This window comes from Candidatus Poriferisodalis sp., assembly GCF_965219595.1.
GTDB lineage: Bacteria > Actinomycetota > Acidimicrobiia > Acidimicrobiales > Poriferisodalaceae > Poriferisodalis.
The window spans coordinates 2,031,109-2,057,296 of sequence record NZ_OZ244781.1; the positions used below are offsets into that span (position 1 = coordinate 2,031,109).

Sequence of the window (26,188 nt, forward strand, 5' to 3'; positions counted from 1 at the left end):
CCCGCCCATCTTGCCCCTGCCTGCGACACTCTGGCGCGACGGCACGTTCCCTCCGCCGGAGCGATCCCTACGCGTCGCTGATCTCAGCAGGCTGCAGCACGCCGCCCAGCACGGTGCCCCACACCCCGATGTCGCGCAGCGCCATCGGGTCGACGGTGAGCGGGTCGTCCTCCAGCACGGCGAAGTCGGCCAGCTTGCCGGCCTCGATGCTGCCGAACTCGGCGTCCATCTTGATCTGCCGGGCGGCCTCGATGGTGATAGCCCGCAGCGCGTCCGGCACGCCGATTCGCTCGTCAGGTCCCAGCACCTGGCCCGACGCCGTCACCCGGTTGACCGCGCACCACGCGGTGTGCAGATGGCCCAGCGGCGTGATCGGCGAATCCGAGTGGATCGAGAAGCTGACGCCGCTGGCCAGGGCCGTGCCGCAGGCATCCATCCGCGCCGCACGCTCGGGCCCCACGGTCACGTCCCGGTGCTGGTCGCCCCAGTAGTAGATGTGGTTCGAGAAGATGTTGGCGCACATGCCCAGGGCTGCCATGCGGCGGTACTGGTCGGGCGTGGTGAGCTGGCAGTGCTGCACCGTGTGGCGGTGATCCCAGCGGGGATAGCGCTCCAGCACCTGCTCGACGGCTTCGACGAACGCTTCGGTGGCCTCGTCGCCGTTGCAGTGACAGTGCACGGTCAGACCGGCTCGGTGGTACGGCTCCACCAGGTCGGCCATCTGGTCGGGCGCCGTGAGCCACATGCCGTTGCCGATGTGTCCCGGTGGCGGCTTGTAGTAGTGCGGCCAGCTGATCCGGGCGGTAAAGCCCTGGATCGAGCCGTCCAGGATCAGCTTGACGATGCCGAAGCGCAGCTTGTCGGTCTGCTCGCTCTTCAGCTGCACGCACAGCTCGGCCAGCTCTGCCGGGTCGGCCGTGGCCCCGAACAGGTTCGACATCGCCACCATGACCCGCGCCGGATATGTCGGGTCGCTGGTCACCTTCTTCCAGTTGCCGAGTTGTTCAGGATCCCAGAGCTGTGTGGTGCCCAAGTCGGTCAGCAGCGTGTGCCCTGCATTGCGTGCCTCGTTGGCGTAGCGCCAGCGGGCCTGCTCGCTGCGGTTGGCCTTCATCATGTCGGCGAACGCTTCGCCGGCCAGCATCATCCCGGCGGGCTCGTGAAGCTCGCCGTTCGGCAGCCCGTCGCCGCCCCGAGCCACGCCGGGGCTGGTCGCCGTCTCGTCGATGCCGCAACGCTCCATGAGCGCCGAGTTGATCGTGGCGAGATGCCCGCTGGCATGCAGTATCAGCGTCGGCCGGTCGCCGGTCACCGTGTCGAGGTGGCGTGCCACGAGCCGCTCGCCCGGGAAGTAGATGGGGTCGAGTCCCCAGGCCAGCAGTGTCTGGGAATCGTCGCTCATATCCGCTGCGGCCTTGCCCAGCCGTTCGAGCACATCGTCGATCGAGGTGCAACCCGGCCACAGCAGTCCCTGGGGGTCGCGCCGGTCGAAGTAGCCGACGTAGGTGGAGTTCCACAGCCCGCCCGACATCACATGGCAGTGGGCCTCGATGAACCCGGGCATGATCACGTGGTTGGCAAAGCAATCGTCGATGCGGTGCTCGCCCCACGACGCCAGCTCGTCGGTGGTGCCGACGCCCAGGATGCGATCGCCCGCCACCGCCACTGCCTCGCCGAAAGGGAATGCGGGGTTGATGGTGATGACCCGGCGAGCCGGGTAGATCACGAACGGTTGGTCCGTCCCCATCAGTCGTGCTCCTCTTGCGCCACGCTGTGCTGGTCGCTCGTCGCTTGCGCGACGCTGTGCTGGTCGCTCGTCGCTTGCGCGACGAGGTGTCCCGGCTCCACCTCGACCAGGGTCACGGGGTCGGGGGCGGTGCCGGCTTCGAAGACCGGGCTGGGCACCTCGTCGGTCTGCACCGATCGGTCGGTCCGGCGGCGAGCCGGATCGGCGATCGGCACTGCGTCGAGCAACCGCTTGGTGTAGTCGTGCATGGGGTTCTCGAAGATGGCGCGGCGCGGACCCAGCTCGACGATCTGGCCGAGGTACATCACGCCCACACGGTGAGCGATTCGCTCCACCACGGCGAGGTCGTGGCTGATGAACAGGTACGACAGTCCCATCTCTTCCTGCAGATCCATCATCAGGTTGATGACCTGCGCTTGGATCGAGACGTCCAGCGCGGACACCGCTTCATCGGCGATCACCAGCTCAGGCCGCAGCGCCAGGGCTCGGGCGATGCAGATGCGCTGCCGCTGACCTCCGGAGAATTGGTGCGGGTACTGCCGCATGTCGTCGGGCGACATGCCGACCCGTCGCAGGAGATCGGCGACCACGTCATTGATCTCACGCTTGGGCACGGCTCGATGGATCTCGAGCGGCTCGGCGATCGCCTTGCCCACGGTGCGGCGGGGATCCAGGCTGGCGAAGGGGTCCTGGAAGACGATCTGCGCCTTGCGCCGGTGGGGCCGCAGCGCCCGGGGCCCGAGGCTCGTGATGTCGGTGCCGTCGAGCCTGATGGTGCCGCTGGTCGGATTGAGCAGGCGGATGATCAGGTACGCCAGCGTCGATTTGCCACAGCCGCTCTCGCCGACCACCGCCAGCGTCTCGCCTCGGTCGATATGCAGGCTGACCTGCTCCACGGCGTGCACGCGGGCGCCATGACTGGCCGGGAAATGCTTGGTGAGCGCTTCGACCTCGACGATCGGCTCGGCCTCTGCGGCACCGTGCTCCATCACGAGTCCGATTCCCCGTCGCTGTCGGCCCCGGCAGCCGCAGCAGCCGCCAGTGCGTCGGGATCGATCAGGTCGAAGCGCTGCGGGGCATCGACGCCGGCCATCGACCCGAGGCGTGGCACCGCCGCCAGCAGCGACTGCGTATAGGGCTCGCTGGGCCGCTCGAAGATGTCCGAGACATGACCACGCTCCACCAGTCGCGACTGCTGCATCACCACCACCTCGTCGGCGATCTCGGCCACCACGCCCATGTCGTGGGTGATGATCAGCACGGCTGCGCCGGTCTCGCGCTGCATTTCAGCGATCAGGGCGAGAATCTGCGCCTGGATCGTCACGTCGAGCGCAGTGGTGGGCTCGTCTGCGATCAGGATCGCCGGGTCGCAGGCGAGCGCCATGGCGATCATCACCCGCTGGCGCATCCCGCCCGACATTTCGTGGGGGTACTGGTCGATCCGGCGCGCAGCGTCGGGAATCCGCACCCGGCTCAGCATCTCCAAGGTGCGCTCGCGGGCCTCGCTGCGGCTCAGGCCGCGGTGCAGCCTGAGCGCCTCGCCGATCTGGCTGCCGACGGTGTAGACGGGGTTGAGGCTGGTCAGCGGTTCCTGGAAGATCATCGAGATGCGATCACCCCGGATCGATCGCATCTGTGGTTCGGGCAGCTGCAGCAAGTCGTCGGCGCTGCCGTCGTCGTGACGGAACAGCACCTCGCCGCTGCGTATCTCCGCCCGGGTACCGATCTCGATGAGACGCATGATCGACAGCGCCGTCACCGACTTGCCCGAGCCCGACTCGCCGACCACCGCCAGCGTCCCGCCGTCGTGCAGGTCGAACGACACGTCGTTCACGGCGATGAACTCGTCGAAGGCGACGGTGAGGCCCCGCACCTGCAGCCGCGGCGACGCACCGGTGCCGCCGGCACCGTTCGCCGCTGCGCCCTCGCCTGGCGTGGCGTCGCCGTTCGCCGCCGTGCTCATCGCTCAGCGTCCCCGCAGCTTGGGGTTGTAGGCATCCTGCAGCCCGTCGCCGATGAGGCTGAAGCTCAGCACCGTGAAGAAGATTGCCAGGCCGGGAAAGGTCACCGACCACCACGCAGTCAGGAAGTTCCCCCGGTTCAGCCCGATCATCAAGCCCCAGCTCGTGTTGTTGGGATCGCCGAGGCCCAGGAACGCCAGCCCCGCCTCGAACAGGATCGCCGTGCCCATGATGAGCGTGGCCGACACGATGAGCGGCGGCAGCGCATTGGGGAACACCACCTTGCGAATGATGCGCCAGTCCGTCGCTCCCACCGCTCGGGCTGCCCGCACGAATTCCAGGTTCTTCAGTCTCAGGAACTCCGCACGAGTGATGCGAGCGATCCCCGGCCACGCCACTACGCCGATGGCGAACGAGATCGTCCACGTCGACGGCTCGAACAGCGCCACGAGCACCATCGCGAACAGCAGCGCAGGCAGCACCTGGAAGAACTCGGTGAAGCGCATGAGGGCGCTGTCGAGCCAGCCGCCGTAATAGCCGGCGAGCGCGCCGATGCTGATGCCGATCACCAGCACCATCGCAGCCGCCATGGCGGCCACCGTCATGCTGGTCGTGCCGCCCCCGATCACCCCGGCCAGCACGTCACGTCCCAAATAGTCGGTGCCCAAGCGGGCCTCGGCCAGCTCTCCGGGACCAGTGAGCGGGATGGCCACGATGTCCTTGGGATCGTTGTCGTAGATCCGCGGCCCGGCGACCGTCATGAAGACGATCCCGATGAGCATCACCACACCGGCCACTGCCGCCTTGTTGCGCACGAACAACCGCAGTGTTTCGCGACCTGGGCGACCCGCTCCGCCTTCGCCGCCGGCGCCCAGGCCGGGTGCGACGGGCAGATCGGCGGCGGCCACCTCGCCACGTCCCATCGCGTCAGACATTGGAACGCTCCCGCAGCCGGATGCGCGGGTCGATGATCGTGTACAGCAGATCGGTCAGCAGGTTGGCCACGATGACCATCACCGACGACACCATCAGTACGCCGAGCAGCACCGAGGTGTCCCGACGGAGAATCGAGTCGAACGCCAATCGGCCAAGCCCGGGCCAGTTGAACACGGTCTCGACGAGCAGCGCCCCCGACAGCAGCGCTCCGAACTGCAGTCCCACCACAGTCACCACAGGGATGACGGCGTTGCGCAGCGCGTGCTTGTATACGACTCGACGCTCGTTCAACCCCTTGGCCCGCGCTGTGCGCACATAGTCCGACTCCAGCACTTCCAGCATGGACGCTCGGGACAGCCGGCTGTACTGCGCCAGGTAGATGAGGCCGAGGGTGAGCGCGGGCAGCACCAGGTGCTCGCCTACGTCGAGCACATTCGCGAGCAGGCCCTCGCCGTAGTTCACGTCGTGCCATCCCTGCACGGGCAGCAGCTTCCAGGCGGAGGCGAACAGGATCACCAGCATGATCCCGGTCCAGAAGACCGGCATCGAGAAGCCCACCAGCGCCAGCACCGTCGCCCCGTGACTGATGGGGCTCTCCGGACGCCGCGCGGTGGCGATGCCCACCATCGTTCCCGCCGCCACGGCGAACGCCAGCGCGGTTCCCACCAGCAGCACCGTGGGCCAGAGGCGCTGGAGGATCAGCGACGTCACCGACTGGTTGAAGAAGTACGAGTCGCCCAGGTCGCCAGTGGCAACCCGGCCGACGTACGACGCGAGCTGCACGATGAACGGTCGGTCGAGCCCGTACTGTGCCCGGATCTCCTCGAGCAGCTCGGGATCGCCGGCGCCGCTCTCGCCCACGATCACCGTGGCGGGATCGCCTGGCGTGATGTGGATCAGCAAGAAGTTGAGGCACATCACTGCCAGGATCAGCCCGAGTGCTTGGGCGATCCTGGCAGTGATGGACCTCAGCATGCTCCGTCCTTGGTGAGCGAGATTCCGACGGTCACCTCGGTGTTGCCGGAATGGTGCTCAGTTGCCGCTACTCGTCCAGCCAGACCTCGTGCATGGGCGACATCTGCCCCCAGATGTTGTTGGTGGGCGGGTTCATGACCGCCGGGTTGTAGGCCTGCCAGAACGAGGGCGTATTCAGGAAGAAGATCGGCATGTCTTCGGCCACGATCTCTTGGAACTCGGCATACAACTCGGCACGCTTGCCAATGTCGAACTCCTGGCCGGCCGCGTTGAGCAGCGCGTCGACATCGGGGTTGCAGTAGCCCGTGTTGTTCGTCCAGATCACGCCCACCCGGTTGTCGCACAGATAGGTGCGGTGCACGCCGATGACCGGATCGCCCCAGTTCCAGACCTGGTTGATGGTCATCTGGTACTCCCCGGCGGCGACTCGTTGCGCCCAGGTCGGGAAGTCGGGTGACACGCTGAGCTCAACCTCGATGCCGGCTTCTTCGAGTTGCTGCTGCACGTACTCGGCTTGCACCACGAATGCCGGCGGGATGTAGTCGATGGAGAGCTGCAGCTCTCCTGGGCCGTAGCCAGCTTCAGCCAACAACGCCTTCGCTCGATCAATGTCCTTGTCGTAGTGGTTCACGTTCGGGTTATGGAACGGGCTGGCGGCCGCAATGCCGGTCGGCACGGGGAATGTGATCCCCTGGTCGATGACCTCGGAGAGGAAGTCGCGATCGATCGCGTAGGCAATCGCCTGCCGCACCCGCTTGTCCGAGAGCGCCGGGTCGTTCACGTTCATCTCCAGCCAGTTGATCTGGCCGATGGCTTCGTGGCCCTTGGCACTCACCTCGACGTCGGGGTTGTCCATCAGACGCAGCACGTTCGCCGATGGGCCCAGCGTCGACGACAGGTGGGTCGTACCGTTCTCGAGCCCGAGCACGATGGCTGTGCTTTCAGGTGTGATCTCCATCACGATCTCGTCCAGGCACGGCGTGCCCTCGATGAAGAAGTCGTCGAAGCGCTCCATCCGGATGATCGTGCCCGGCTCGTACTCGGTCAGCCGGAACGGGCCCGAGCCCACGAAGTCCTCGCTGTTGCGCGGGTGGGTCGGCATCTCCTGGCCGTCATCGAAGATGTGCTTGGGGATGATCGGCAGCAGGCCGGGCGACATTGCCAGCAGGATCGCAGGGTGCGGCTGGCTCAGGTTGATGACCGCGGTGTGGTCGTCTGGCGTGTCCACGTTGGTCACCGGTGCGTACATCGTCTTGAACGGGTGATGTGCCTGGACGGTCTGGATTGAGAACGCCACGTCGGCCGATGTGATCGGCATGCCGTCGTGGAATACGGCGTCTTCGACCAGATACAGCGTCACCGAGAGGCCGTCATCGGCGACGTCCCAGTCGTGAGCCAGGTACGGCATGGGGTTGTACTCGGCGTCGTACAGCAGCGGGCTCGCATTGAGCTGTGTGCCGGGCACGGCGGTCGCATAGCCCGACTGCACGGTGCCGTTCAGGTGCCTGGGCACCTGTGTGCTGCCGATGATGAGCGTCCCGCCCACGTTCTGCCCGTGATTGCAGGCAGCAGCGGCCATGTCGTCATCGGACATGTCGTCGTCCATGTCACCGCTGTCGTCGGACATGTCGTCGTCGGACATGTCGTCGTCGGCCATGTCGTCGTCGGCCATGTCGTCGTCGGCCATGTCATCGCCGGCATCGCCGCCCGAGTCTGCTGCGGCGGTGGTTGCCGGCGCAGCGTCATCGCCGTCGTCGCTGCTGCACGCAGCAGCGACCAGTGCAAACACCGCCAGCAGCGCAACCAGCAGCTGGCCCAATCGGCGCTGCCTGCCGCGTGTCGTCGTGATCCTCATGAGGATGTCTCCCTCCCTGGAGGCACCCACCGGTCACACGACGACGGGTGCAGTTTTTGGCTAGGCCCTGCGAGAGCCCGCGCTACCGTAACCGACGATGTCGTTGCCATCGACAGCGACACGCACGATCCTCGGTGTGCGGCACTGTGGTGTCAGCAAGGTGGTCGGCCGATGAAGGTCCACTGGTTCTTGCCAACGGGAGGCGACTCTCGCGACGTGCTCCCCGACGAGCCGGGCGCGCACTGGCGGCCGCCGTCGATGGACTATCTCGCCCAGATCGCGACCGCCTGCGATCAGCTCGGCTATGAGGGGATGCTCACGCCGTGCGGCACGATGTGCGAGGACGCCTGGCTCTCCACCATTGCTCTTGCGCCGCTGACCAAGCGCGTCAAGTTCCTCGTTGCGTTCCGGCCGGGCTTCCTGTCGCCCACGCTGGCGGCGCAGATGGCCTCGACCTACCAGCGGCTGTCGGGCGGGCGGCTGCTCATCAACATCGTCACCGGTGCCGAGCCGCGTGAGCTGAATCGCTTCGGCGACTGGCTCGACAAAGACACCCGCTACGCGCGAACTGGTGAGTTCCTGCGCATCGTGCGGGAGGCGTGGTCGGGCGAGCCGTTCGACTTCGAGGGCGACTTCTACAAGGTTGCCGCTGCCACTACCCGCGAGGCGCCCGATCCGCTCCCGGCGATCTACTTCGGCGGGGCGTCACCTGCGGCAGAGCAGATCGCAGCGCAGCACGTTGACGTCTACTTGGCGTGGGGCGAGCCGCCCGACATGGTCACCGAGCGGCTGGACCGCATGCGTGCGCGAGCCGCTGAGCACGATCGCACGCTGCGTTATGGCATCCGCTTTCACGTCATCACCCGGCCCGACGCGGCCGACGCCTGGGCCGTGGCCGACGACATGCTGGCGCACATGAGCCCCGAGGCCATCGCCGCTGCCCAGGCCGACTTCGCCACGACGATGTCGGAGGGACAGCGCCGCATGGCCCGACTGCACGCCGAGGGTACGGGTCGACTCGAGATCCACCCGAATGTGTGGTCGGGCATCGGACTCGTCCGCGGCGGCGCCGGCACGGCGCTGGTCGGCAGCTACAGCGAGGTTGCAGACCGAATCGCCGAATACCACGCGCTGGGCTTCGACGAGTTCATCCTGTCGGGCTACCCGCACCTCGAAGAGGCGTACTGGTTCGGCGAGGGCGTCATGCCGATCCTGCGTGATCGCGGGTTGCTCGAACCGCTCGCGCAGGGCTCCGAGAGCGCCCTGGTCTCGTCGTTCCGCTGAGCTGCAGATGCCAGACAGACCACGAGAAGAATCCGGCTCATCAGGCGAGCACCCTCCGCTGCGCCTGGGCCTGCTGCGCTGCGACGATCCGGTCCCCGAGCTGAGATCGATCTGCGGCACCTATTCGGACATGTTCGCCGACGTGATTGCCCGGGTCGATCCGAGCGTGCAGATGGACACGTACAGCCTCCCCGATGACGAGTGGCCCGACGACCTCGACGCCTACGACGGCTGGATGACCACCGGAACCCGTGCCTCGGTGTACGACGATGCGCCGTGGATCAGCCGGTTTGCCGACTTCGTGCGGCAGCTGCACGCTGAGCGTCGCAAGATGTTCGGCGTCTGCTTCGGGCACCAGATGATCGCCCACGCGCTGGGCGGCACGGTGCAGCGGGCCTCGCACGGCTGGACGGTGGGCGCCAACGTCTGGAAGGTCCACGAGCGCCGCCCCTGGATGGACCCTCCCGCCGACGAGATCCGCCTGATCCACAGCCACCAGGACCAAGTCCTGACGCTGCCTCCCGGAGGGGTGGTGCTGGCGGGCGCCGATCGGTGCCCGGTGGCCATGCTCGCGGTGGGCGAGCACCTCGTCGGGCTGCAGGGCCACCCGGAGTTCCAGCCCGAGTTCGTAGGTCCGCTGTATGAGAGCCGCACTGAGCTGCTGGGCGCCGATGCCGTTGCCGAAGCCAAGGCCAGCCTGGCGGTACCGTGCAACCAGGAACTTGTCGCCGGCTGGATGCTGCGCTTCTTCGCCGGATCGCACGAGGTCAACCTGAGCGAATTCGGGTTGTTCGACCCGGCGGTGCAGCAGTGCCCGCACGCCTACTACGCCAAGATGCGCGAATCGGCGCCGGTATTCGAGGCGGCGGCCGGCGGTGCCGCACTGCATCTGGTCACCAGGTACGACGACGTGCTGGAAGTGGTGCGGGATCCTGAGACGTTCTCCTCTCGCTTTGACGTCGGCGGCCGGGGCAACGCTGAGCTGGCTCGGCGCACCAGGGAGCTCTACGAGACCGAGGGCGGTTACGACCGGGTCGGCACGATGCTCACGGTGGATCCTCCCGAGCACACCCGCTTCCGCCGTCTCGTCAGCAAAGCGTTCACTCCCAAGGTGGTCAACGACCTCGAACCCGCCGTGCGCGAGATAGCTGCAGCGCTCATCGATCAGATGCTCGCTGCGACCGCCGGCGGCGGCTCGATCGACGTCGTCGAAGCGTTCGCTGTGCCGCTCCCGGTGGCGGTCATCGCTCGGGCGCTCAACGTTCCCGACGACCGACTTGCCGACTTCAAGCGATGGAGCGACGCCTCGATCGCCGGCATCGGCACCAACATCTCCATCGAGGAACGTCTCGACGCCGAGCGCGAGGTCATCGAGTTCCAGAAGTACTTTGCCGAACAGCTCGAACGTCGCCGCGCCGAGCCGCAGGACGATCTGCTGACGAACCTGCTGAACGCCCGCATCGACCGCGATGGCGATGACGTCGCCGACGAAGCGGTGTCGACGGAACCGCTCACGATTGCCGAGATGCTCAGCATCATCCAGCAGCTGCTCGTGGCCGGCAACGAGACCACCACCAAGATGCTCACCGAGATGCTGCGGCTGCTGGCCGAGCACCCCGCCGAGTGGGAGGCGCTGCGAGCAGATCCGTCACAAGCCCCGGCATTTGTGGAGGAGACCCTTCGACTGTCGACGCCGACGCAGGGGATGTTCCGTGTCGTGAAGAACGACACCCAGCTCGCCGGCGTCGACCTTCCCGCCGGCGCTCACGTGGTGGTGATGTTCAGCTCGGCCAACCGGGACCGATCAGTCTTTGAGGACTCAGACTCCTTCTGCCCGATGCGCGACGGCGTGTCGAACCACCTCGCGTTCGGCCGGGGCATCCACTTCTGTCTGGGTGCGGCGCTGGCACGGCTGGAGGGACGAGTCGCGGCCGAAGAGCTGGCGCAGCGGCTGCGTTCCTTCACGCTCTCCGCGTCGAACGACTTCGAATATCACCCCAGCTTCTTGCTGAGAGGCCTCAAGCGGCTCGAAATCCAGCCAGAACCTGCTTGAGCCACCCGGCAATCGGGACTACGTCGTGGGCAGCCACGCAGGCCGGGCCTGCTCGAAGCTGTCGATCTCCGATGCGCTGCGCAGCGTGATGCCGATGTCGTCGAGACCCTCGAGGAAGCGCTCCTGCGTGGCGTCGTCCATGGGAAACGGTTCTTCGATGCCCGCAGCGGGTGCACTGAGCAGGCGCCGCTCGACGTCGACCGTCACCACCAGGTCGGGGTCGGCGGCCACAGCGGCCCGGAGTCGGGCGGCGGTCTCTTCGGACACCTGCACCGGCACCAGCCCGTTCTTGGTGGAGTTGTTGCGGAAGATGTCTCCGAAGCGAGGGGAGACCACCGCCACGAAGCCGTAGTCCATCAGTGCCCACACGGCGTGCTCGCGCGACGACCCCGTGCCGAAGTTCGACCCGGCGACCAGCACCGTGGCACCCGCAAAGCGCTCGTCGTTCAGCACGAAATCGCGCTCGTCGCGCCACTCGCTGAACAGTCCCTTGCCGAAGCCGGTGCGCTCGACACGCTTCAGCCAGTCGCTGGGAATGATCTGGTCGGTGTCCACGTCGGAGCGATCGAGGGGCACAGCCCGCCCCTCATGGACTCGTACTGGCTCCATCGTCTTCTTCCTCCTGGATCAGCATTTTCTTCCCGCTCATGTTCCCGATGTCCATGTGATTGGGCTCACGGGCCGCTCGGGCCGCGGCTTCGCCTACCGGCTCAGCCTCCGTCAGCCCAGGTCGTCGGGCGTGACGAAGCGACCGGCGATGGCTGTTGCCGCTGCCACCTCCGGCGAGCACAGGTGTGTGCGGCCGCCGCGGCCCTGCCGGCCCTCGAAGTTGCGATTCGACGTCGACGCCGAGCGCTCGCCGGGCGAGAGCTTGTCGGGATTCATTGCCAGGCACATCGAGCAGCCGGGCTCTCGCCAGTCGAATCCGGCCTCAACGAAGACCGCATCGAGCCCCTCGGCCTCGGCCTGTGCCTTGACGGCGAACGAGCCGGGCACGACCAAGGTGCGGACGCCGTCCGCCACCGTGCGGCCGCGGGCCACCGCCGCAGCAGCCCGCAGATCTTCAATGCGCGAGTTCGTGCAACTGCCGATGAACACCGTGTCGACCTGCACATCCGACAACCGGGTGCCCGCGGTGAGCCCCATGTAGTCCAACGCCCGCTGGGCGGTCGTCGCCTCCACCGGGTCGTCAAAATCGCCCGGGCCCGGCACGTTGCCGTCGATGGGAATGACGTGTGCGGGGTTGGTGCCCCACGTGACGTGCGGCCGCAGCGAGGTGCCGTCGATGGTCACCGAGCGGTCGAAAGCCGCGCCCTCGTCGGTGACAAGCGAGCGCCAGTCGGCCACTGCGGCCTCCCAGGCGGATCCGGCCGGGGCGTGCGGGCGACCTGCCAGATATTCGAAGGTGGTCTCGTCGGGTGCCACCATGCCCGCCTTGGCGCCCGCCTCGATGGACATGTTGCAGACGGTCATCCGTCCTTCCATCGACAGCGCTTCGATGGCCGAGCCGCGGTACTCGATGATGTGACCGATGCCGCCACCGGTGCCGATGCGTCCGATGATCGCCAGCACGATGTCCTTGGCGGTCACGCCCGCAGGCGCATCGCCGTCGACGCGGACTTCCATGGTGGACGGCCGCGCCTGCGGCAGCGTCTGGCTCGCCAGCACGTGCTCCACCTCGGAGGTGCCGATGCCGAAGGCCAGGGCGCCGAATGCGCCGTGCGTCGAGGTGTGGCTGTCACCGCAGACCACGGTCATGCCGGGCAGCGTGAGGCCCTGCTCGGGGCCGATGACGTGCACGATGCCTTGGCCCGGATCGCCCATCGGGTACAGCGTGATGTCGAACTCGTCGCAGTTCGCCCGCAGCACCTCCACCTGCTTGGCCGAGATCGGGTCGGCAATGGGCAGATGCAGATCGGCGGTGGGGACGTTGTGGTCCTCGGTCGCCACGGTCAGGTCCGGGCGGCGCACGGTGCGCCCCGACATGCGCAGGCCGTCAAAGGCTTGCGGAGAGGTGACCTCATGGATGAGGTGCAGGTCGATATAGAGCAGATCGGGCTGCCCGCCGCCGGTGCGGACGACATGGCGGTCCCAGACCTTCTCGCTGAGGGTGCGCGCACCCGTCGCGGCGGAACTTGTCACGTCCTCACTATGGACCCTGCAGGCCCGTCATTCCAACGCAATGGTCTGGAGGGCCCCGGCGCTCAGGCTTCGATGGCGACGACTTCGATGCTGAGCTGGTTGCCGTTCGCCTCGTAGGAGACCGTCTGACCCGCCTGCGCGCCCTCGAGCGCCTGGCCCAAGGGCGAACCCGGCGACACCACTTCGATGCCCGTCCGGCGTTCCTCGATCGAGCCGAACAGGTACTGCTCGACCTCGTCGTCGCCCTGGAAGCGGATGGACACCACGTGGCCCGGCGCCACGACGCTGTCGTCCGATCTGTCTTCCGAATCGACGACGATCTCGCAGTTCTCCAAGATCGACTTCAGCCGCATGATGCGGCCTTCCATCTTTCCCTGCTCTTCCTTGGCGGCGTGGTAGTCGCCGTTCTCCGAGAGATCCCCCAGCAACCGGGCTGTCTCGATTTGGGCTGCGATATCGATGCGGCCTCGCCCGGTCAGATCGATGAGCTCGGCCTGGAGTCGATCGCGGGTCTCCGCTGAGATGTGGTGGATCTCGGGCACCCCGCGAGGTTACCGAGGGCTTCTGTTGGCACACTCTCTGTGCCTTTCGAGGGAGGGGACATCACAGTGACGCATCGCATCGCAGTCGTCGGCGGAGACGGAATCGGACCCGAGGTGATCTCGGTTGCGCTCGATGTGATTGCTGCCGCCGGGGCCGGCATCTCGACGACCGAATTCGAACTGGGCGGGCATCGCTACCTGCGCGACGGCACGGTGCTCGATGACGAGATCCTCGAAGAACTGCGCACATTCGACGCCATCCTGCTCGGTGCCGTAGGCACGCCCGAGGTGCCCCCCGGCGTCATCGAGCGGGGCCTGCTGCTGAAGGCTCGCTTCGATCTGGATCTCTACGTGAACCTGCGGCCTTTCACCCTGCCCGACGGCCACAGCTTCACCGTGATCCGCGAGAACACCGAAGGCACCTATGCGGGCGAGGGCGGGTTCCTGCGCAAGGGCACGCCGCACGAGATCGCCACCCAAGGATCGGTCAATACCCGCATGGGAGCCGAGCGCGCCATCCGGTACGGCTTCGAGCTGGCCCGCGCACGCGAGCGCCGTCACCTGACGCTGGTCCACAAGACCAACGTGCTGACGTTCTCGGGCGACTTGTGGGAGCGCACGTTCAACGAGGTGGCTGAGGAGTATCCCGACGTCGAGACTGCCTACAACCACGTCGACGCGGCCTGCATCCACTTCGTCACCGATCCCCATCGCTACGAGGTGATCGTCACCGACAATCTCTTCGGCGACATCCTCACCGACCTCGGCGGCGCCGTGGCGGGCGGCATCGGGCTCGCCGCTTCCGCCAACCTCAACCCGGACCGCACGGGACCGTCGCTGTTCGAGCCGGTGCACGGGTCGGCGCCCGACATCGCCGGCAAGGGCCTGGCCAACCCCACGGCTGCGGTGCTGTCGGCGGTGCTCATGCTGGAGTTCCTGGGCGAGGCCGAGTGCGCGGAACGCGTGCGAGCTGCGTGCGAAGCCGTCATTGCCGACGACACCGTGCCCGACGTGGGCACCGACGAGATCGCCAAGGCGATCCTGTCCGGCGTCGAGCAGGGGTGATGCAGCGATGAACACCTCCGACCCTGCGGACGCGAGCACTGAACCCGGATCATCGGCTCCGCTCATCCGTGAGGGAGTGCGCGACCCCGCGTGGCCCGAGCGAGTCGAGATCTTCGATACGACGCTGCGCGACGGCGTCCAGTTCGAGGGCATCTCGGTGTCGCCAGACGACAAGCTCAAGGTGGCTCGCCAGCTCGATGCGCTCGGCATCCACTGGATCGAAGGCGGCTGGCCCGGTTCGAACCCGAAGGACGAAGAGTTCTTCACCCGGGCGGCCACCGAGCTGCAGCTCCAGCACGCCAGGCTGGTGGCCTTCGGTTCCACGCGCCGGCCCCGTGGCCGCGTCGACGACGACCAGACTCTGGCAGCACTCGTTGCGGCTGGCACGTCCACGGTGTGCATCGTGGGCAAGTCGTGGGACTACCACGTCACCGAGGCGCTCCGGCAGCCGCTCAGCGAAGGCGTTGCCATGGTCGGCGATTCCGTCGAGTTCCTGAAGGGGGAAGGCTTGCGTGTTTTCTTCGACGCGGAGCATTTCTTCGACGGCTACAAACGCAATCCGGAGTTCGCGCTGCAGGTGCTCGAAGCAGCGGCCATCAACGGTGCCGACTGCCTGGTGCTGTGCGACACCAATGGCGGCTCGCTGCCCCATGAGGTGGAGACGATTGTGCGCGAGGTGGTCGCGCACTTCGATGGTGTCCAGATCGGTATGCACACTCAGAACGACACTGGTTGTGCTGTCGCGAATGCCGTTGCGGGTGTCGTCGCCGGCGCGACGCACGTGCAAGGAACCGTCAATGGCTACGGGGAGCGCACGGGCAACTGCGACAACACCGTGCTGGTTCCGAACCTGACGCTCAAGATGGGCATCGAGACGGTGCCACGCGAGTGCCTGTCGCGCTTCACCTCCGTGGCACATCACGTGGCCGAGCTGGTGAACATGCCGCCTCAGAACCAGCAGCCGTATGTGGGTGCCTCAGCGTTCGCCCACAAGGCGGGCCTGCACACCAGCGCCATCGCGCGACGCCCCGACAGCTACGAGCATGTCGACCCGGCGGCCGTCGGCAACAGCACACGCTTCCTGCTCGGCGACCTGTCGGGTCGGGCGTCGGTGGAGCTGAAAGCCGCCGAGCTCGGCATCGAGATCGACAAGGCCGCCATGGCCGACGTGGTCGATGAGCTGAAGCGGCTCGAGCACGCCGGATATCACTTCGAGGTGGCCGACGCCTCGCTGGAGATGCTGCTGCGTCGGGCCGCCGGCCAGACCTTCGACTTCTTCAAGGTCGAGTCGTTCAAGGTGCTGGTGGAGCGCGGCCGGGAGGCCGAGTTCGACACGGAGGCGACGCTGCGCATCGTCGTCGACGGTGACCGGCGGGTGACGGTGGGCGAGGGCGACGGTCCGGTGAACGCACTCGACAACGCCTTCCGGCAAGCCGTGCGAGACGACTACCCGGAACTCGATGCAGTTCGGCTGACCGACTACAAGGTCCGGGTGCTGGATGCCGACCGTGGCACCGAGGCGGTCACGCGGGTGCTCATCGACTCCACCGACGGCGAGACCGTCTGGACCACTATCGGCGTCTCGGAGAACATCATCGAATCGTCGTGGCTGGCTCTGCGCGATTCGGTCATCTACGCGCTCATGCGTCATCGCCTAGGCACACCGTCTCGCTGACAAGCCATTGCTTCCCGCTCTTGTTCCCCGTGCTCATGTGATCGGGCTCACGGGCCGCTCGGGCCACGGCTTCGCCCTGCGCTTTCCGCTCTAGTTCGCTGCGCTCACCGGCCGCTCTGGCCTGGGGCTCAGCCTCTAGGCTGCGCGGCAATGGCTGCACCACGACACGTCCGGGTCGAACCGCTTTCAGTAGTGCGTTCGTACTCCTCGCCCGAAGTGACGCCCCGGCGCTGGAAGGCCGCCCGTCCCGGCGATCTGGCCGGGGGTCAACCCACAGGTGCGCTGAGGGGACACCAAGGACCCGACCAGGGGTATGCCTACGGACTGGTCCATCTCTTCGACGACCGGGTGTACCTCACCGAGAACGAGGATCGTGACGACGTCGACGCTGGCTGCGTGGCCGTAGCGCTCAAGCGTGCGTCGATCTTCGGACGTGCGCCGGTGGTGTGGGATCTCGAAGCGGGTTACCTGGCGTTTGGCTTCCTCGACCAGCATCCGCCTGCGGAGCTGGTGGCGCGTCGCACACCGCTGTTCGAGGGCGCAGCAGAGGCACACCACTACAAGCATGTGCGCGAACTGGTCGCTCGCGTCCCGACCGAAGTGCTCGCCCTTGCGCCGTCGGCGATCAGGCACCGGTATGAAACAGATCCCCTGTCACTGACGCGAGATTGAGAAACCCATGGTCCAGATGACGAACGCCCCGACCGCTGATCCGCCTCGTAGTGCGACCGCCGCCATGCAGCCGGACCGCGAGCTCTTGCGGCTGCATCGCCGGGCCTGCACCGACTTTGCCGCCAGAATGCGGTTGCCTGCCTGGGAGCACATGGGCATGGGGTTGGCCGCGCCGCTCAGCGACTACACCGTGGCCGACCTGCTGGAGCGAGCAGTCAACGGCAATCTCGCGGCCGCGGCCGAGATGGCCGGGCAGCCTGCGCCGCCGCCGGTCCAGATCCCGACGCCCGCAGCCGGCATCGGCCTGGGTTTCGGCACCGGTGTGCAGGATCGCCCGGATCCCACTCAGCCCGTCGTCGAGAGCGTCCGCACGGTGCTGTCGATGGCAGCCAGTCTGGACGCTGGCGCGGGATTCAGCCCCAGGCTGCGCGACCTCTTGTGGACGCGCGTCACCGAGCTGACGGTGCTGGGATACGACCTGCAGCAGGCCATCAGTGCCGGCGCGGGCCTCGACGAGCTCCTGGTGGATCGCATACTCGCTGCGGCCCCCGCCGTTACGGTCTGGCCGGGGCTCGAGGTGCTCCCGGTCGACCTGTCCACCCCGCCGCTGCAACGGCTGCTGGCGATGGCGGGCAGGCCGGTGGGCCGCTGGGTCGATGCGAGCGACCCGAACTGCAGCACCGGTCAGTGCTGAGCGGCGCCCCTCGGCTGCGATTCGCTCCTGCCCCCACCGGGCTGCCGCACCTCGGCACCGCGCGCACGGCGCTGTTCAACTGGCTATATGCCCGCCACTGCGGCGGGACGATGGTGCTTCGCATCGAGGACACGAACGCGGAACTCGCCACAGCCGCACACATCGATCAGATCCTGGAAACGCTCGAATGGCTCGGGCTCGACTTCGACGGCGAACCGGTCTTCCAGAGCCAGCGCGGCACCCTCTACGACGCCGCAGTCGACCGCTGGCTCGACGAGGGACGTGCGTATGTCGACGACGGTGCGGTGCGGTTCGCTGTTCCCGACGACGGCGTGACGGCCTTCGACGACATCGTGCGGGGCCGCGTCGAGTTTCCGAATGCGTCGATCGACGATTTCGTCGTCCGTCGCAGCGACGGCAGCGCGACCTTCTTCGTCGCGAACGCCGTCGACGATCTCGATCTGGGCATCACGCACGTGGTGCGAGGCGAAGACCTGCTGAATACGACGCCGAAGGTGGTGCTGCTGCGGACTGCGCTCGGCGCGACCGATATGCCGACCTTCGCCCACCTGCCGCTCATCGTCAACAAGCAGCGAAAGAAGCTCTCCAAGCGGCGCGACGACGTGTCGCTCATCAGCTATCGCGACCAGGGTGTGCTGCCCGAGGCCATGGTGAATTACCTGGCACTGCTGGGGTGGGGACCTCCCGACGACATCGAGGTGCGTCCGCTCAGCGAGATTGTTGACTTGTTCGATCTGGCTGATGTCAATGCGGCGCCGGCCATGTTCGACGTCGACAAGCTCACGGCGATCAACGGCACCTACGTGCGGGCGCTCGACGATGCTGGCTTCGCCGCTGCAGTCGAGCCGTGGGTGCGGGCGGAACCGTGGGGCGCTGATCTTGATGCGGCGGACTTGAGCACGGTCGCACCGCTCATCCGCGAACGCACCCGCCTGCTCGGCGACGCTCCCGGGCGCATCGCCTTCCTCTTCGCCGAACCTCAGATCGACTCCGACGACTGGGCCGCGGCGATGACGGCACTGGCGAGCGACATCCTCGATCGCGCGCGCACCGCGTTCTCCGAGACGGAGTGGAATGCCGCGACGCTGCACGCCGAGCTGCGCGCGATCGGCGAGAGCTTCGGCTTGAAGCTGGGCAAGGCGCAAGCCCCGGTTCGCGTCGCCACCACGGGCCGCGCCGTCGGCCCCCCGCTGTTCGAATCGCTCGCGCTGCTCGGCCGCGAAACCACGCTCGCGCGCCTCGACACCGCGCTGGCGAAGCTCGCAAGCGCAGCAGACTCCGGGGAATAATCAAGGCCACCGAAAGAGCCGCAGCGCTAGCCTGTTCTCGCCCTCGGGGATGGTGTAATTGGCAACACAACTGGTTCTGGTCCAGTCATTGGGGGTTCGAGTCCTCCTCCCCGAACCAGACCGGCGGCGGCATGTCCCCACGCATCAGGCGCATGCCGCGGTCGGCAAACATCCACGTCCTCGGCATCCCGGGCACGATTTGCACCATCCGTCGATTTGTGTCCTAGCATCACCCGCTGGCCCGGCCCGCGAGAGGCTCCACGCGGAAACTCACGCTGCTGGGCCGACCTGATAACTTGCCTGCGGCCGGTCACCTGATCGGCGAGGACCGGAGGGGGTTCAGCGCGTGGCGTTGCTCGAAGTCCAAGACATCTCCGTGCAGTTCGGCGGTATCCGTGCGCTCGACGATTTGTCGTTCACTCTGGACGAGGGACAGATCCTCGGACTCATCGGCCCGAACGGTGCGGGCAAGACCACGCTGTTCAACGTGGTCAGCCGGATCTACGACCCGACGACCGGCTCGGTGACATTCGACGGGCACGATCTGCTGGCGATGCCTGCGCACCAGATCAGCCGCGTCGGCGTCTACCGCACATTTCAGAACCTGGCCCTCTGGCGCGGCATGACCGTGATCGAGAACGTGATGGTGGGCGACCACACCAACACGAAGGCCAACTTCTTCACCGCTGCGTTCCGCCTCGGCACCCGCAATGAAGAGAAGGACCTGCGGCGGAGGGCCTGGGAAGCCCTTGAGGAGCTCGGCCTCGAGGAGTACGCATACCACCCGGCTGCCGGCCTGCCGTTCGGCACGCTGAAGCGCATTGAGCTCGCACGGGCCCTGATTTCCAATCCGCGCCTCATCATGCTGGATGAGCCGGCGTCAGGCCTGACACACCAAGAGGTCGACTCGCTCGCGCAAGATGTCAAGGACATCCGCGACCGGCACAACCTGTCAGTCCTGTTGGTGGAGCATCACATGCGCATGGTGCTCAACATCAGCGAGCACCTGGTGGTGCTCAATTTCGGCCGCAAGATCGCCGACGGTCACCCCGATGTCGTGCGCAACGACCCGGAGGTCATCGAGGCGTACCTGGGGAGTTCTTCATGACAGACATGATGCTGAAGGCCGAGGACCTCCACGCGCGCTACGGCGCCGTCGAGGTGCTCCGCGGCCTCGATTTCGAAGTTCCCGACGGCAACGTCGTGGTGATTCTCGGCGCCAACGGCGCCGGCAAGACCACGACACTGCGGGCGCTGTGCAACATGTGCACAACGACCGGCACGGTCACGATGGAAGGCGACGACATCTCCCGTGCCAAGACCGCCGACATCGTGCGGCGCGGTGTCGCCCACGTGCCACAGGGCCGGGGGACATTCCCCGAGCTCTCGGTGATGGACAACCTCAAGATCGGTGCCTACACCCGCAAGGACAACGAGGTCGGCGCCGATGTCGACCGCTGGTTCGAGATCTTTCCCCGGCTCGAGGAGCGCCGCGATCAGCTCGCCGGCTCGCTCTCGGGTGGCGAGCAGCAGATGCTCGCCGTCGCCCGGGCGCTGATGTGCCGGCCGAGGCTGCTGCTGCTCGACGAGCCGTCGCTGGGATTGGCGCCGCTTATCATCGAAGACCTCTTCGAGCGCTTCGCTCAGCTCAACAAAGAGACCGGGCTGACGATGCTGCTCGTCGAGCAGAACGCCAACCTGGCACTGGACATGGCCGACTACGGCTACGTGATCGAGAGCGGCGAGATCGCTCTGCATGGACCAGCCGATCAGCTCAAGAACGATCCTGCAGTGCAGGAAGCGTACTTGGGCGCCTGATTCGTAGGTACGGGGGCAGACCGTGAACTGGAACTTCGAGATCCTCCCGGATTTCATTTTCAACGGCCTACGCGACGGCGCCGTCTACGCCGCCGCCGCGTTGGCGCTGGTGCTGATCTTCAAGGCCACCACGCTGATCAACTTCGCCACTGGCGAGTTGGCGATGCTCGGTGCGTTCTTCGTCTATGTGCTCAACATCGAGCAGGGCCTCTGGCTCTGGCTCTCGATCGCCATAGCGATGCTCATCAGCGCCGCGATCGGCGCGGCCGTCGAGCGAGCACTCGTCAGACCGTTCGACCCCGCCGACCACTTGCCTGTGGTGCTCATCACCCTAGGTTTGTTCCTCATCATCAACGCCGTTGCGGGTGATGTTTGGAACTACCAGGTCCGGCGGGTGAACGATCCCTTCGGGCAATTCCCGAGCTGGGTGCCCAACGGCAGCGAGCTCAAGACCTCCAGCGAAGGAACCATCGCGTGCCTCGAGAATGCCGACGGCGTTCTTGCCGAGGTAGCGACTGGCACCGCCGGCGCCGAGATGTGCGAGATGGTGGGCCGCACCTTCTTCGAGGTCATCGGGGCCCGCCTGCACTACCGCACGATCGGCACCTGGATTGCACTGGCGCTCGCGCTGATTGCACTTGCAGTCATTCTTGGCAAGACGAAGGCTGGCCTGGCCTTCCGGGCCGTGTCGTCCAATACCGAGTCGGCACGGCTGGTCGGCGTCAACACCGGCCGCACGCTGGGATTCGGCTGGGCGCTGGCCTCGGTGTTCGGCACGCTCTCTGCCGCCCTCGTGGCACCGGCGCTGGGCGGCGTCAACCCCAACATGATGCTGACGATCCTGATCTACGCCCTGGCCGGCGCCGCCCTCGGCGGCCTCGACAGCCTCGGCGGCGCCGTCATCGGCGGCTTGGTCGTGGGCCTCATCAAATCGGTATTGGTCTCATGGTTCGGCGTGGTCGTGCTCGGCCAGGCCTATTTCTCGATCTTGCAGCTGGCCATGGCGTTCCTGCTGATCTTGATCGTGCTGTTGTTCCGTCCAGCGGGTCTCTTCGGAACCCGCCGTATCGAGCGCGTCTAGCTCAACGACCCAAGGGGAGTTGCTGAGGTATGAGTTCACCACTGCTCATCGTTTCCAGGGGCAGCACACAGCACCGCCAGTGGCGGTTCCTGAGCTGGGGCTATGCCGTGGCGCTGGCGATCCTGGTGCCACTGGTCCTGCAGCCGTTCGAGATCGGCAAGATGAACCGCGCGCTGGTCCTCATGGTGGCCGTGCTGGCGGTCAACCTGGTCGTTGGCTTCAACGGCATGCTCGCGCTCGGGCACTCGGCGTTCATGGGCATCGGTGCATTCGTTGCCGCGTCGATGGTCCAGGACGAGCTCTGGGACTACTGGATGATCATCCCGGTCGTCGTGATCGTGGGGTTCGCCATCGGCATCATCGTTGGCCTGCCTGCGCTGCGTGTGCGAGGTCTCTACCTAGCCTTGGTCACCATCGCTCAGGCGGCGGTGTTCCCAACGCTGGTGAACATCGACGAACTCGGCATTGCACGCCGTACCGGCGGCCCGAATGGCCGAGACGTCATCGAGGAAGTCGATCGGCAGGAGAGCGGCTTCTCCAGCTTCTTCGAGTGGCTGCCCGGTGTCGACGGTGCGCGTGGCGCGAATGCCTACCGCTACTGGATCCTGCTGATCATGACAGCGATCGTCATTGCGCTGGTTCGCAACATCATGCGCAGCCGGCCTGGCAGGGCGGTGCTTGCGATTCGCGACAGCGAGGCTGGCGCTGCGGTGTACGGCGTGAACCTGCCGATGTACAAGACAGTGAACTTCGCTCTGAGCGCCTCGCTGGGTTCATTGGCGGGCCTCATGTGGTGCCTCGACAAGGGCTTCGTGGCCGGCCAGGACTTCACGTTCCTGCTGGCAGTCGACCTCATCATCGGCTTGGTGATCGGCGGTGTCGGCACGCTGCAAGGCTCGATATTCGGCGGCTTGTTCGTGGTATGGGTGCGAGATCTCACGAAGAGAATCTCCATCCCGTTGGGCTTCTACACACTCGACGGCGATGGCCCGCTCTCCGCGGCCATCTTCGGCCTCATCCTCATCCTGTTCACTTTCTTCGCCCCGGGCGGTATCGCCTCGATGGTCACGGCGATACAGAAGAGGATTATCCAGGTCGTCCCGCTGACGCCGTCTGGCGACCCCATCACCCCGCTGGAGGATCTCGACCCCGGTCCATCCTCCACCCGAGCTACGTGGGCGCTGAGATTCGCCATCGCCGGCCCGGTGCTGCTGGTGATCGGCTGGGTGCTGATGAACGTCGACAACCTCATCGTCGGCACGCTGGCATTCGCTCTGCGCTTTGCCATCGTGGTGCTCGCGCCGGTCATCATCTTCGTCTCGATGAACGAGCTCCGGGCCGCGAAAGCCGGCCGGCGCGGCGAGAACGCCGCTGCAGTGAGTTCGCAGGCCAAGACAGCGGGCGTCCTCGGTGTGCTGAGCTTCGCCTACATCCAGGCGTTCGCCCTGAACATCGCGCTGCGAGCCCACCACGTCGGACACCTCGCCCGCGAATCGGTCGCGGTGAATCCCGACGGCAAGACAGTGCCGGCTATCCCGCTGGTCAATGAGGCGGCGAAGGCGAAGGATTTTGTCGGCACGTCGGGCGAATTCTGCGGCACCTCGCCCACGGGCGAGATCAGCGACATGTCGGTCAGCGAGCTGTGCAACGTGGCATCCGATGCCATCGATGCCTCCGAGACACCGGTGGGCTTCTGGCTCATCGGCTGGCCGACGCAGAGCATGCTGTCGCTGGTGCTGAGCATCATCGTCATCGTGGCGACGGTCATTGTCGGCCTGCGCTACTTCGTGTTCGCCGATGAGAAGGCCGAGACGGCTCCCGAGCCAGCGCCTGAAGACGTCGGCGCCTCTGCGTAGATGTAGAGCGACGCCGAGTCTCCCGCCTCCACTGGAGCGCTGGGGCTCGGCCGACATTGCTGAAGGCTGAGCAGTAGCGATGGATGTAGTACTGCTGCTGCAGCGAATCTTCGATGCCCTGTTCAACAGCGCTATCTACTCCTCGCTGGCACTGGCGCTGGTCATCATCTTTCGATCCACTGGGCTGCTGAACTTTGCCCAGGGCGAGATGGCCACCTTCTCGGCTTACATCGCCTTCGTTCTGCTCGCCGGCGCGGCACCAGGTGTCACCGGCGGCGGGCTGGCGTCATGGATCGGAGCACCGCTCGTGACGCCGCTGGCGATCGGCGGCGCGGTCGTCATCGGCATCGCGGCCGGCGCAGCGACCGAACGCGTGCTGATACGGCCGTTACGAAACGCGCCGGAGCTAGCGCTCGTCAACGTGACGATCGGCATCCTGCTGGCTCTGAACTCGTTGATGGGCCAATGGTGGGGTACCGGACCGCGTGTCTTCCCGCCGTTCTTCCCGTCGAGTCCCGGTGATCACTTCGCGATCGCAGGTGCCCGCCTGCGCTTCTCCACCGTCGGGGCGTGGCTGGTGCTGTTCGCGCTGCTGACCGTGCTGGCGCTGTTGTTGCGTTACACGAGGGCCGGTCTCGCCTTCCGTGCGGTGTCGATCGATTCGGAATCGGCCGCGTTGAACGGCATTCGCGTGGGTCCGACACTGATGTACGGCTGGGCGCTGGCGGCGGGCCTCGGTGCCATAGCGGCAAACATGAGCGCGAATTCGGTGCTCCTCGAGCCCACCATGATGGTGCGGGTACTCGTGTACGCCTTTGCCGCGGCGACGCTCGGCGGGCTCGACTCGCCCAAGGGAGCGCTGGTCGGTGGTGTGGTCATCGGCCTGAGCCAGACGCTGATCCCGGCTTATGTGCCGTTCATTGGCTTCGAGCTCAGCGTGCTGCCCGCGCTGGTCGCCATGGTGGTGGTGCTGATCGTGCGCCCGGCTGGCCTGTTCGGCACCCAGCGGATCGAGCGGGTGTGAGCGACGACAACTGGCCCTCGCCGATGCCGCGCCCAGGCGACGATGACGACCCGGGTACCGAAGCAAGCGTGTTCGCTGTCTTCGCCCCGCCCGACGACCCAGCCGCCGAGACGCCCGTCAGAACGTCGCCCGACGCTGGCGAGCCCGCCGAAACCGCAACACCGCCCGAAGCTGGTGAGCCGTCTGGATCAGAGGCGCTGGGCGCCGAGTCATCCGGCGCAGGGCTGAGCGTGCGCAGCGGCCCGCCGGCGGCATCCGGCGTTGGCACAGCGGTGCTCGGCGCCGGAGGCGCGGATCGTGACGTGGGTTTGCCGCGGCGGATCGGTCCGCTCAGCTGGATCGGCGCCGTATTGCTGGGCGTGTGGCTGGTGGCGATGCCACTGACCAGCTCGGTGACCGAACTGCGGCAGAACACCCAGATCATCGTCATGGTTCTCGCCGTGCTGGGCGTCAATATCGCCACGGGCTACGGCGGCATGATCAGCCTCGGCCATGGAGTCTTCGTGGCCGTCGGCGCGTTCGCCGCCGCCTATGCAGTCGATGATCTGGCGTTGCCGTGGGTCCTCTCGATCCTGGCCGGAGCCGCGTTCGCAGGCGTCATCGGCGCATTGGTCGGTCTGCCAGCGCTCCGCATCAAGGGCATCCACCTTGCATTGGTGACGCTCGGGCTGGCCATCGTGTTCCAGCCGCTCGCCAAGCGAGTGCCGGCATTCTCCGGCGGCGTCAGCGGCCGGGCTGTCGGCGCCGAGTTGGTGCCGCCGTCGTGGTTCGGCACCAGTCGCTGGGCCGAGGGGCTGTACCACTACCTGATCTGCCTCGTGGTGGTGGGGTTGGCGATGTGGCTGACGCACAACATCATCAACAGCCGACCCGGCCGCGCCATGCGTGCGGTGCGCGACAACGACACGGCATCGGCCGTGTACGGGGTGAATCTGGTGGCCTCGAGGGTCAGCACGTTCGCGGTGAGTGCATCGCTGGCAGGCCTCGCAGGCGCCCTCGGCATCGTCCTGGTGCCGTTTGCCTCGCAGGAGTCGTACCCGTTCCAGGAGTCGCTGGTGCTGTATGCCACCGCCGTGCTCGGCGGCCTGGGCTCGCTGTGGGGTTCCGTGCTGGGAGTCGCGATCCGGGAGGTCTTCTCGAGGATCGGCGAACTTCTCGGCGATGTAAGCGGGCTGGGCCCGCTCGGGGAGCTCCTGCGCCTGCTCGACGAAGAGCAGTTCGTGTTCGGTGTGCTGCTGGTGGCCCTGACGTTCGTGTTCCCGCGTGGTCTCATTGGCATGTTCAACCGCCGCCGGGACGATCAGGTGCCTCAGACAGATCGAAACTGAGCGCCTCTGCGGCGCGGTATCGGGTCGGAGAATCGAAATCGTTGCAGAATTGACATAACCCGCCCGGTGACCAGCCACAGGACGCGAACTAGCGTCTCGATGGACCGGTTGGGGCGTCTGTGCGATTCCGCTGCCGGTTCGTGCTTTTGCAACCAATTGGGGAGACACAA

At 66.5% G+C, this 26,188-nt stretch carries 20 protein-coding genes, 1 tRNA gene and 1 pseudogene; 14 read left to right on the forward strand and 8 right to left on the reverse strand.

The window, feature by feature from the left end:
* Positions 1-67: 67 nt before the first annotated feature.
* The 5 genes and pseudogenes from ACOQPE_RS09070 to ACOQPE_RS09090 all read right to left on the reverse strand — a co-directional run bounded on the left by ACOQPE_RS09070 (position 68) and on the right by ACOQPE_RS09090 (position 7,474).
* Positions 68-1,747 carry an amidohydrolase gene (locus tag ACOQPE_RS09070; protein ID WP_420608603.1) on the reverse strand — a complete coding sequence of 560 codons (1,680 nt, stop codon included), beginning with the start codon at positions 1,745-1,747 and terminating at the stop codon, positions 68-70.
* Positions 1,747-3,710, reverse strand: a pseudogene (locus tag ACOQPE_RS09075) (dipeptide ABC transporter ATP-binding protein). The gene ACOQPE_RS09070 and the pseudogene ACOQPE_RS09075 overlap by 1 nt, the downstream one beginning before the upstream one ends.
* 3 nt (positions 3,711-3,713) lie before the next feature.
* The gene (locus ACOQPE_RS09080; RefSeq protein WP_420608604.1) at positions 3,714-4,643 is read right to left on the reverse strand and encodes an ABC transporter permease; all 930 of its coding nucleotides are present in this window, start codon (positions 4,641-4,643) and stop codon (positions 3,714-3,716) included.
* Positions 4,636-5,619, reverse strand: coding sequence for an ABC transporter permease (locus ACOQPE_RS09085; RefSeq protein ID WP_420608605.1), 984 nt, complete (start codon positions 5,617-5,619; stop codon positions 4,636-4,638). Before ACOQPE_RS09085 ends, ACOQPE_RS09080 begins: the two co-directional genes overlap by 8 nt.
* 67 nt (positions 5,620-5,686) lie before the next feature.
* Positions 5,687-7,474 (reverse strand): ABC transporter substrate-binding protein, encoded by a 1,788-nt coding sequence (locus tag ACOQPE_RS09090; RefSeq protein ID WP_420608606.1) that lies wholly within the window; start codon positions 7,472-7,474, stop codon positions 5,687-5,689.
* A gap of 171 nt (positions 7,475-7,645) precedes the next feature.
* Here ACOQPE_RS09090 and ACOQPE_RS09095 point away from each other — a divergent pair, with 171 nt between their 5' ends.
* Positions 7,646-8,758: an LLM class flavin-dependent oxidoreductase gene (locus ACOQPE_RS09095; RefSeq protein ID WP_420608607.1), complete on the forward strand. Its 1,113-nt coding sequence runs from the start codon at positions 7,646-7,648 to the stop codon at positions 8,756-8,758.
* Between the two features lie 7 nt (positions 8,759-8,765).
* Positions 8,766-10,811: a cytochrome P450 gene (locus ACOQPE_RS09100; RefSeq protein ID WP_420608608.1), complete on the forward strand. Its 2,046-nt coding sequence runs from the start codon at positions 8,766-8,768 to the stop codon at positions 10,809-10,811.
* An 18-nt stretch (positions 10,812-10,829) separates the two neighbouring features.
* Here the strand turns inward: ACOQPE_RS09100 and leuD are convergent, their stop codons facing one another.
* From leuD to ACOQPE_RS09115, 3 genes are all read right to left on the reverse strand, one after another.
* Positions 10,830-11,420, reverse strand: coding sequence for a 3-isopropylmalate dehydratase small subunit (gene leuD / locus ACOQPE_RS09105; protein WP_420608609.1), 591 nt, complete (start codon positions 11,418-11,420; stop codon positions 10,830-10,832).
* Positions 11,421-11,531: 111 nt separating this feature from the next.
* Complete coding sequence (gene leuC, locus ACOQPE_RS09110; RefSeq protein WP_420608610.1) at positions 11,532-12,953, reverse strand: 3-isopropylmalate dehydratase large subunit; 1,422 nt, start codon at positions 12,951-12,953, stop codon at positions 11,532-11,534.
* 62 nt (positions 12,954-13,015) lie between these two features.
* A complete protein-coding gene (locus tag ACOQPE_RS09115) occupies positions 13,016-13,495 on the reverse strand; it encodes a GreA/GreB family elongation factor (protein WP_420608611.1) in 480 nt (159 codons plus the stop codon).
* Between the two features lie 66 nt (positions 13,496-13,561).
* On the opposite strand from ACOQPE_RS09115, the gene ACOQPE_RS09120 reads away from it, so the two are divergent.
* The 12 genes from ACOQPE_RS09120 to ACOQPE_RS09175 all read left to right on the forward strand — a co-directional run bounded on the left by ACOQPE_RS09120 (position 13,562) and on the right by ACOQPE_RS09175 (position 26,018).
* Complete coding sequence (locus ACOQPE_RS09120; RefSeq protein WP_420608612.1) at positions 13,562-14,560, forward strand: 3-isopropylmalate dehydrogenase; 999 nt, start codon at positions 13,562-13,564, stop codon at positions 14,558-14,560.
* A gap of 7 nt (positions 14,561-14,567) precedes the next feature.
* Complete coding sequence (gene cimA / locus ACOQPE_RS09125) at positions 14,568-16,235, forward strand: citramalate synthase (protein WP_420608613.1); 1,668 nt, start codon at positions 14,568-14,570, stop codon at positions 16,233-16,235.
* A 150-nt stretch (positions 16,236-16,385) separates the two neighbouring features.
* Positions 16,386-16,907 carry a hypothetical protein gene (locus ACOQPE_RS09130; protein ID WP_420608614.1) on the forward strand — a complete coding sequence of 174 codons (522 nt, stop codon included), beginning with the start codon at positions 16,386-16,388 and terminating at the stop codon, positions 16,905-16,907.
* 7 nt (positions 16,908-16,914) lie between these two features.
* Positions 16,915-17,601 carry a hypothetical protein gene (locus ACOQPE_RS09135; protein WP_420608615.1) on the forward strand — a complete coding sequence of 229 codons (687 nt, stop codon included), beginning with the start codon at positions 16,915-16,917 and terminating at the stop codon, positions 17,599-17,601.
* A complete protein-coding gene (locus ACOQPE_RS09140) occupies positions 17,595-18,911 on the forward strand; it encodes a glutamate--tRNA ligase (RefSeq protein WP_420608616.1) in 1,317 nt (438 codons plus the stop codon). Before ACOQPE_RS09135 ends, ACOQPE_RS09140 begins: the two co-directional genes overlap by 7 nt.
* 43 nt (positions 18,912-18,954) lie before the next feature.
* Positions 18,955-19,029, forward strand: a tRNA-Gln gene (locus ACOQPE_RS09145).
* Positions 19,030-19,257: 228 nt separating this feature from the next.
* A complete protein-coding gene (locus ACOQPE_RS09150) occupies positions 19,258-20,019 on the forward strand; it encodes an ABC transporter ATP-binding protein (RefSeq protein ID WP_420608617.1) in 762 nt (253 codons plus the stop codon).
* Positions 20,016-20,729 carry an ABC transporter ATP-binding protein gene (locus tag ACOQPE_RS09155; RefSeq protein WP_323672601.1) on the forward strand — a complete coding sequence of 238 codons (714 nt, stop codon included), beginning with the start codon at positions 20,016-20,018 and terminating at the stop codon, positions 20,727-20,729. Before ACOQPE_RS09150 ends, ACOQPE_RS09155 begins: the two co-directional genes overlap by 4 nt.
* A 22-nt stretch (positions 20,730-20,751) precedes the next feature.
* The gene (locus ACOQPE_RS09160) at positions 20,752-21,810 is read left to right on the forward strand and encodes a branched-chain amino acid ABC transporter permease (RefSeq protein ID WP_420608618.1); all 1,059 of its coding nucleotides are present in this window, start codon (positions 20,752-20,754) and stop codon (positions 21,808-21,810) included.
* A gap of 29 nt (positions 21,811-21,839) precedes the next feature.
* Positions 21,840-23,666 (forward strand): branched-chain amino acid ABC transporter permease, encoded by a 1,827-nt coding sequence (locus tag ACOQPE_RS09165; protein WP_420608619.1) that lies wholly within the window; start codon positions 21,840-21,842, stop codon positions 23,664-23,666.
* A 79-nt stretch (positions 23,667-23,745) separates the two neighbouring features.
* A complete protein-coding gene (locus ACOQPE_RS09170; RefSeq protein ID WP_420608620.1) occupies positions 23,746-24,690 on the forward strand; it encodes a branched-chain amino acid ABC transporter permease in 945 nt (314 codons plus the stop codon).
* Positions 24,687-26,018, forward strand: a complete 1,332-nt coding sequence (locus ACOQPE_RS09175) for a branched-chain amino acid ABC transporter permease (RefSeq protein ID WP_420608621.1) — start codon at positions 24,687-24,689, stop codon at positions 26,016-26,018. The genes ACOQPE_RS09170 and ACOQPE_RS09175 overlap by 4 nt, the downstream gene beginning before the upstream one ends.
* The last annotated feature ends 170 nt before the right edge of the window (positions 26,019-26,188 follow it).

Excerpts from the sequence above, each read along its gene's own strand:
- ACOQPE_RS09080 (WP_420608604.1), bottom strand. The coding sequence starts at position 4,643 with ATGTCTGACGCGATGGGACGTGGCGAGGTGGCCGCCGCCGATCTGCCC.
- ACOQPE_RS09085 (WP_420608605.1), bottom strand. The coding sequence starts at position 5,619 with ATGCTGAGGTCCATCACTGCCAGGATCGCCCAAGCACTCGGGCTGATC.
- ACOQPE_RS09135 (WP_420608615.1), top strand. The coding sequence starts at position 16,915 with ATGGTCCAGATGACGAACGCCCCGACCGCTGATCCGCCTCGTAGTGCG.
- ACOQPE_RS09155 (WP_323672601.1), top strand. The coding sequence starts at position 20,016 with ATGACAGACATGATGCTGAAGGCCGAGGACCTCCACGCGCGCTACGGC.
- ACOQPE_RS09100 (WP_420608608.1), top strand. The coding sequence starts at position 8,766 with ATGCCAGACAGACCACGAGAAGAATCCGGCTCATCAGGCGAGCACCCT.
- ACOQPE_RS09095 (WP_420608607.1), top strand. The coding sequence starts at position 7,646 with ATGAAGGTCCACTGGTTCTTGCCAACGGGAGGCGACTCTCGCGACGTG.
- ACOQPE_RS09170 (WP_420608620.1), top strand. The coding sequence starts at position 23,746 with ATGGATGTAGTACTGCTGCTGCAGCGAATCTTCGATGCCCTGTTCAAC.
- ACOQPE_RS09165 (WP_420608619.1), top strand. The coding sequence starts at position 21,840 with ATGAGTTCACCACTGCTCATCGTTTCCAGGGGCAGCACACAGCACCGC.
- ACOQPE_RS09130 (WP_420608614.1), top strand. The coding sequence starts at position 16,386 with ATGGCTGCACCACGACACGTCCGGGTCGAACCGCTTTCAGTAGTGCGT.
- leuD (WP_420608609.1), bottom strand. The coding sequence starts at position 11,420 with ATGGAGCCAGTACGAGTCCATGAGGGGCGGGCTGTGCCCCTCGATCGC.
- cimA (WP_420608613.1), top strand. The coding sequence starts at position 14,568 with ATGAACACCTCCGACCCTGCGGACGCGAGCACTGAACCCGGATCATCG.
- ACOQPE_RS09070 (WP_420608603.1), bottom strand. The coding sequence starts at position 1,747 with ATGGGGACGGACCAACCGTTCGTGATCTACCCGGCTCGCCGGGTCATC.
- ACOQPE_RS09090 (WP_420608606.1), bottom strand. The coding sequence starts at position 7,474 with ATGAGGATCACGACGACACGCGGCAGGCAGCGCCGATTGGGCCAGCTG.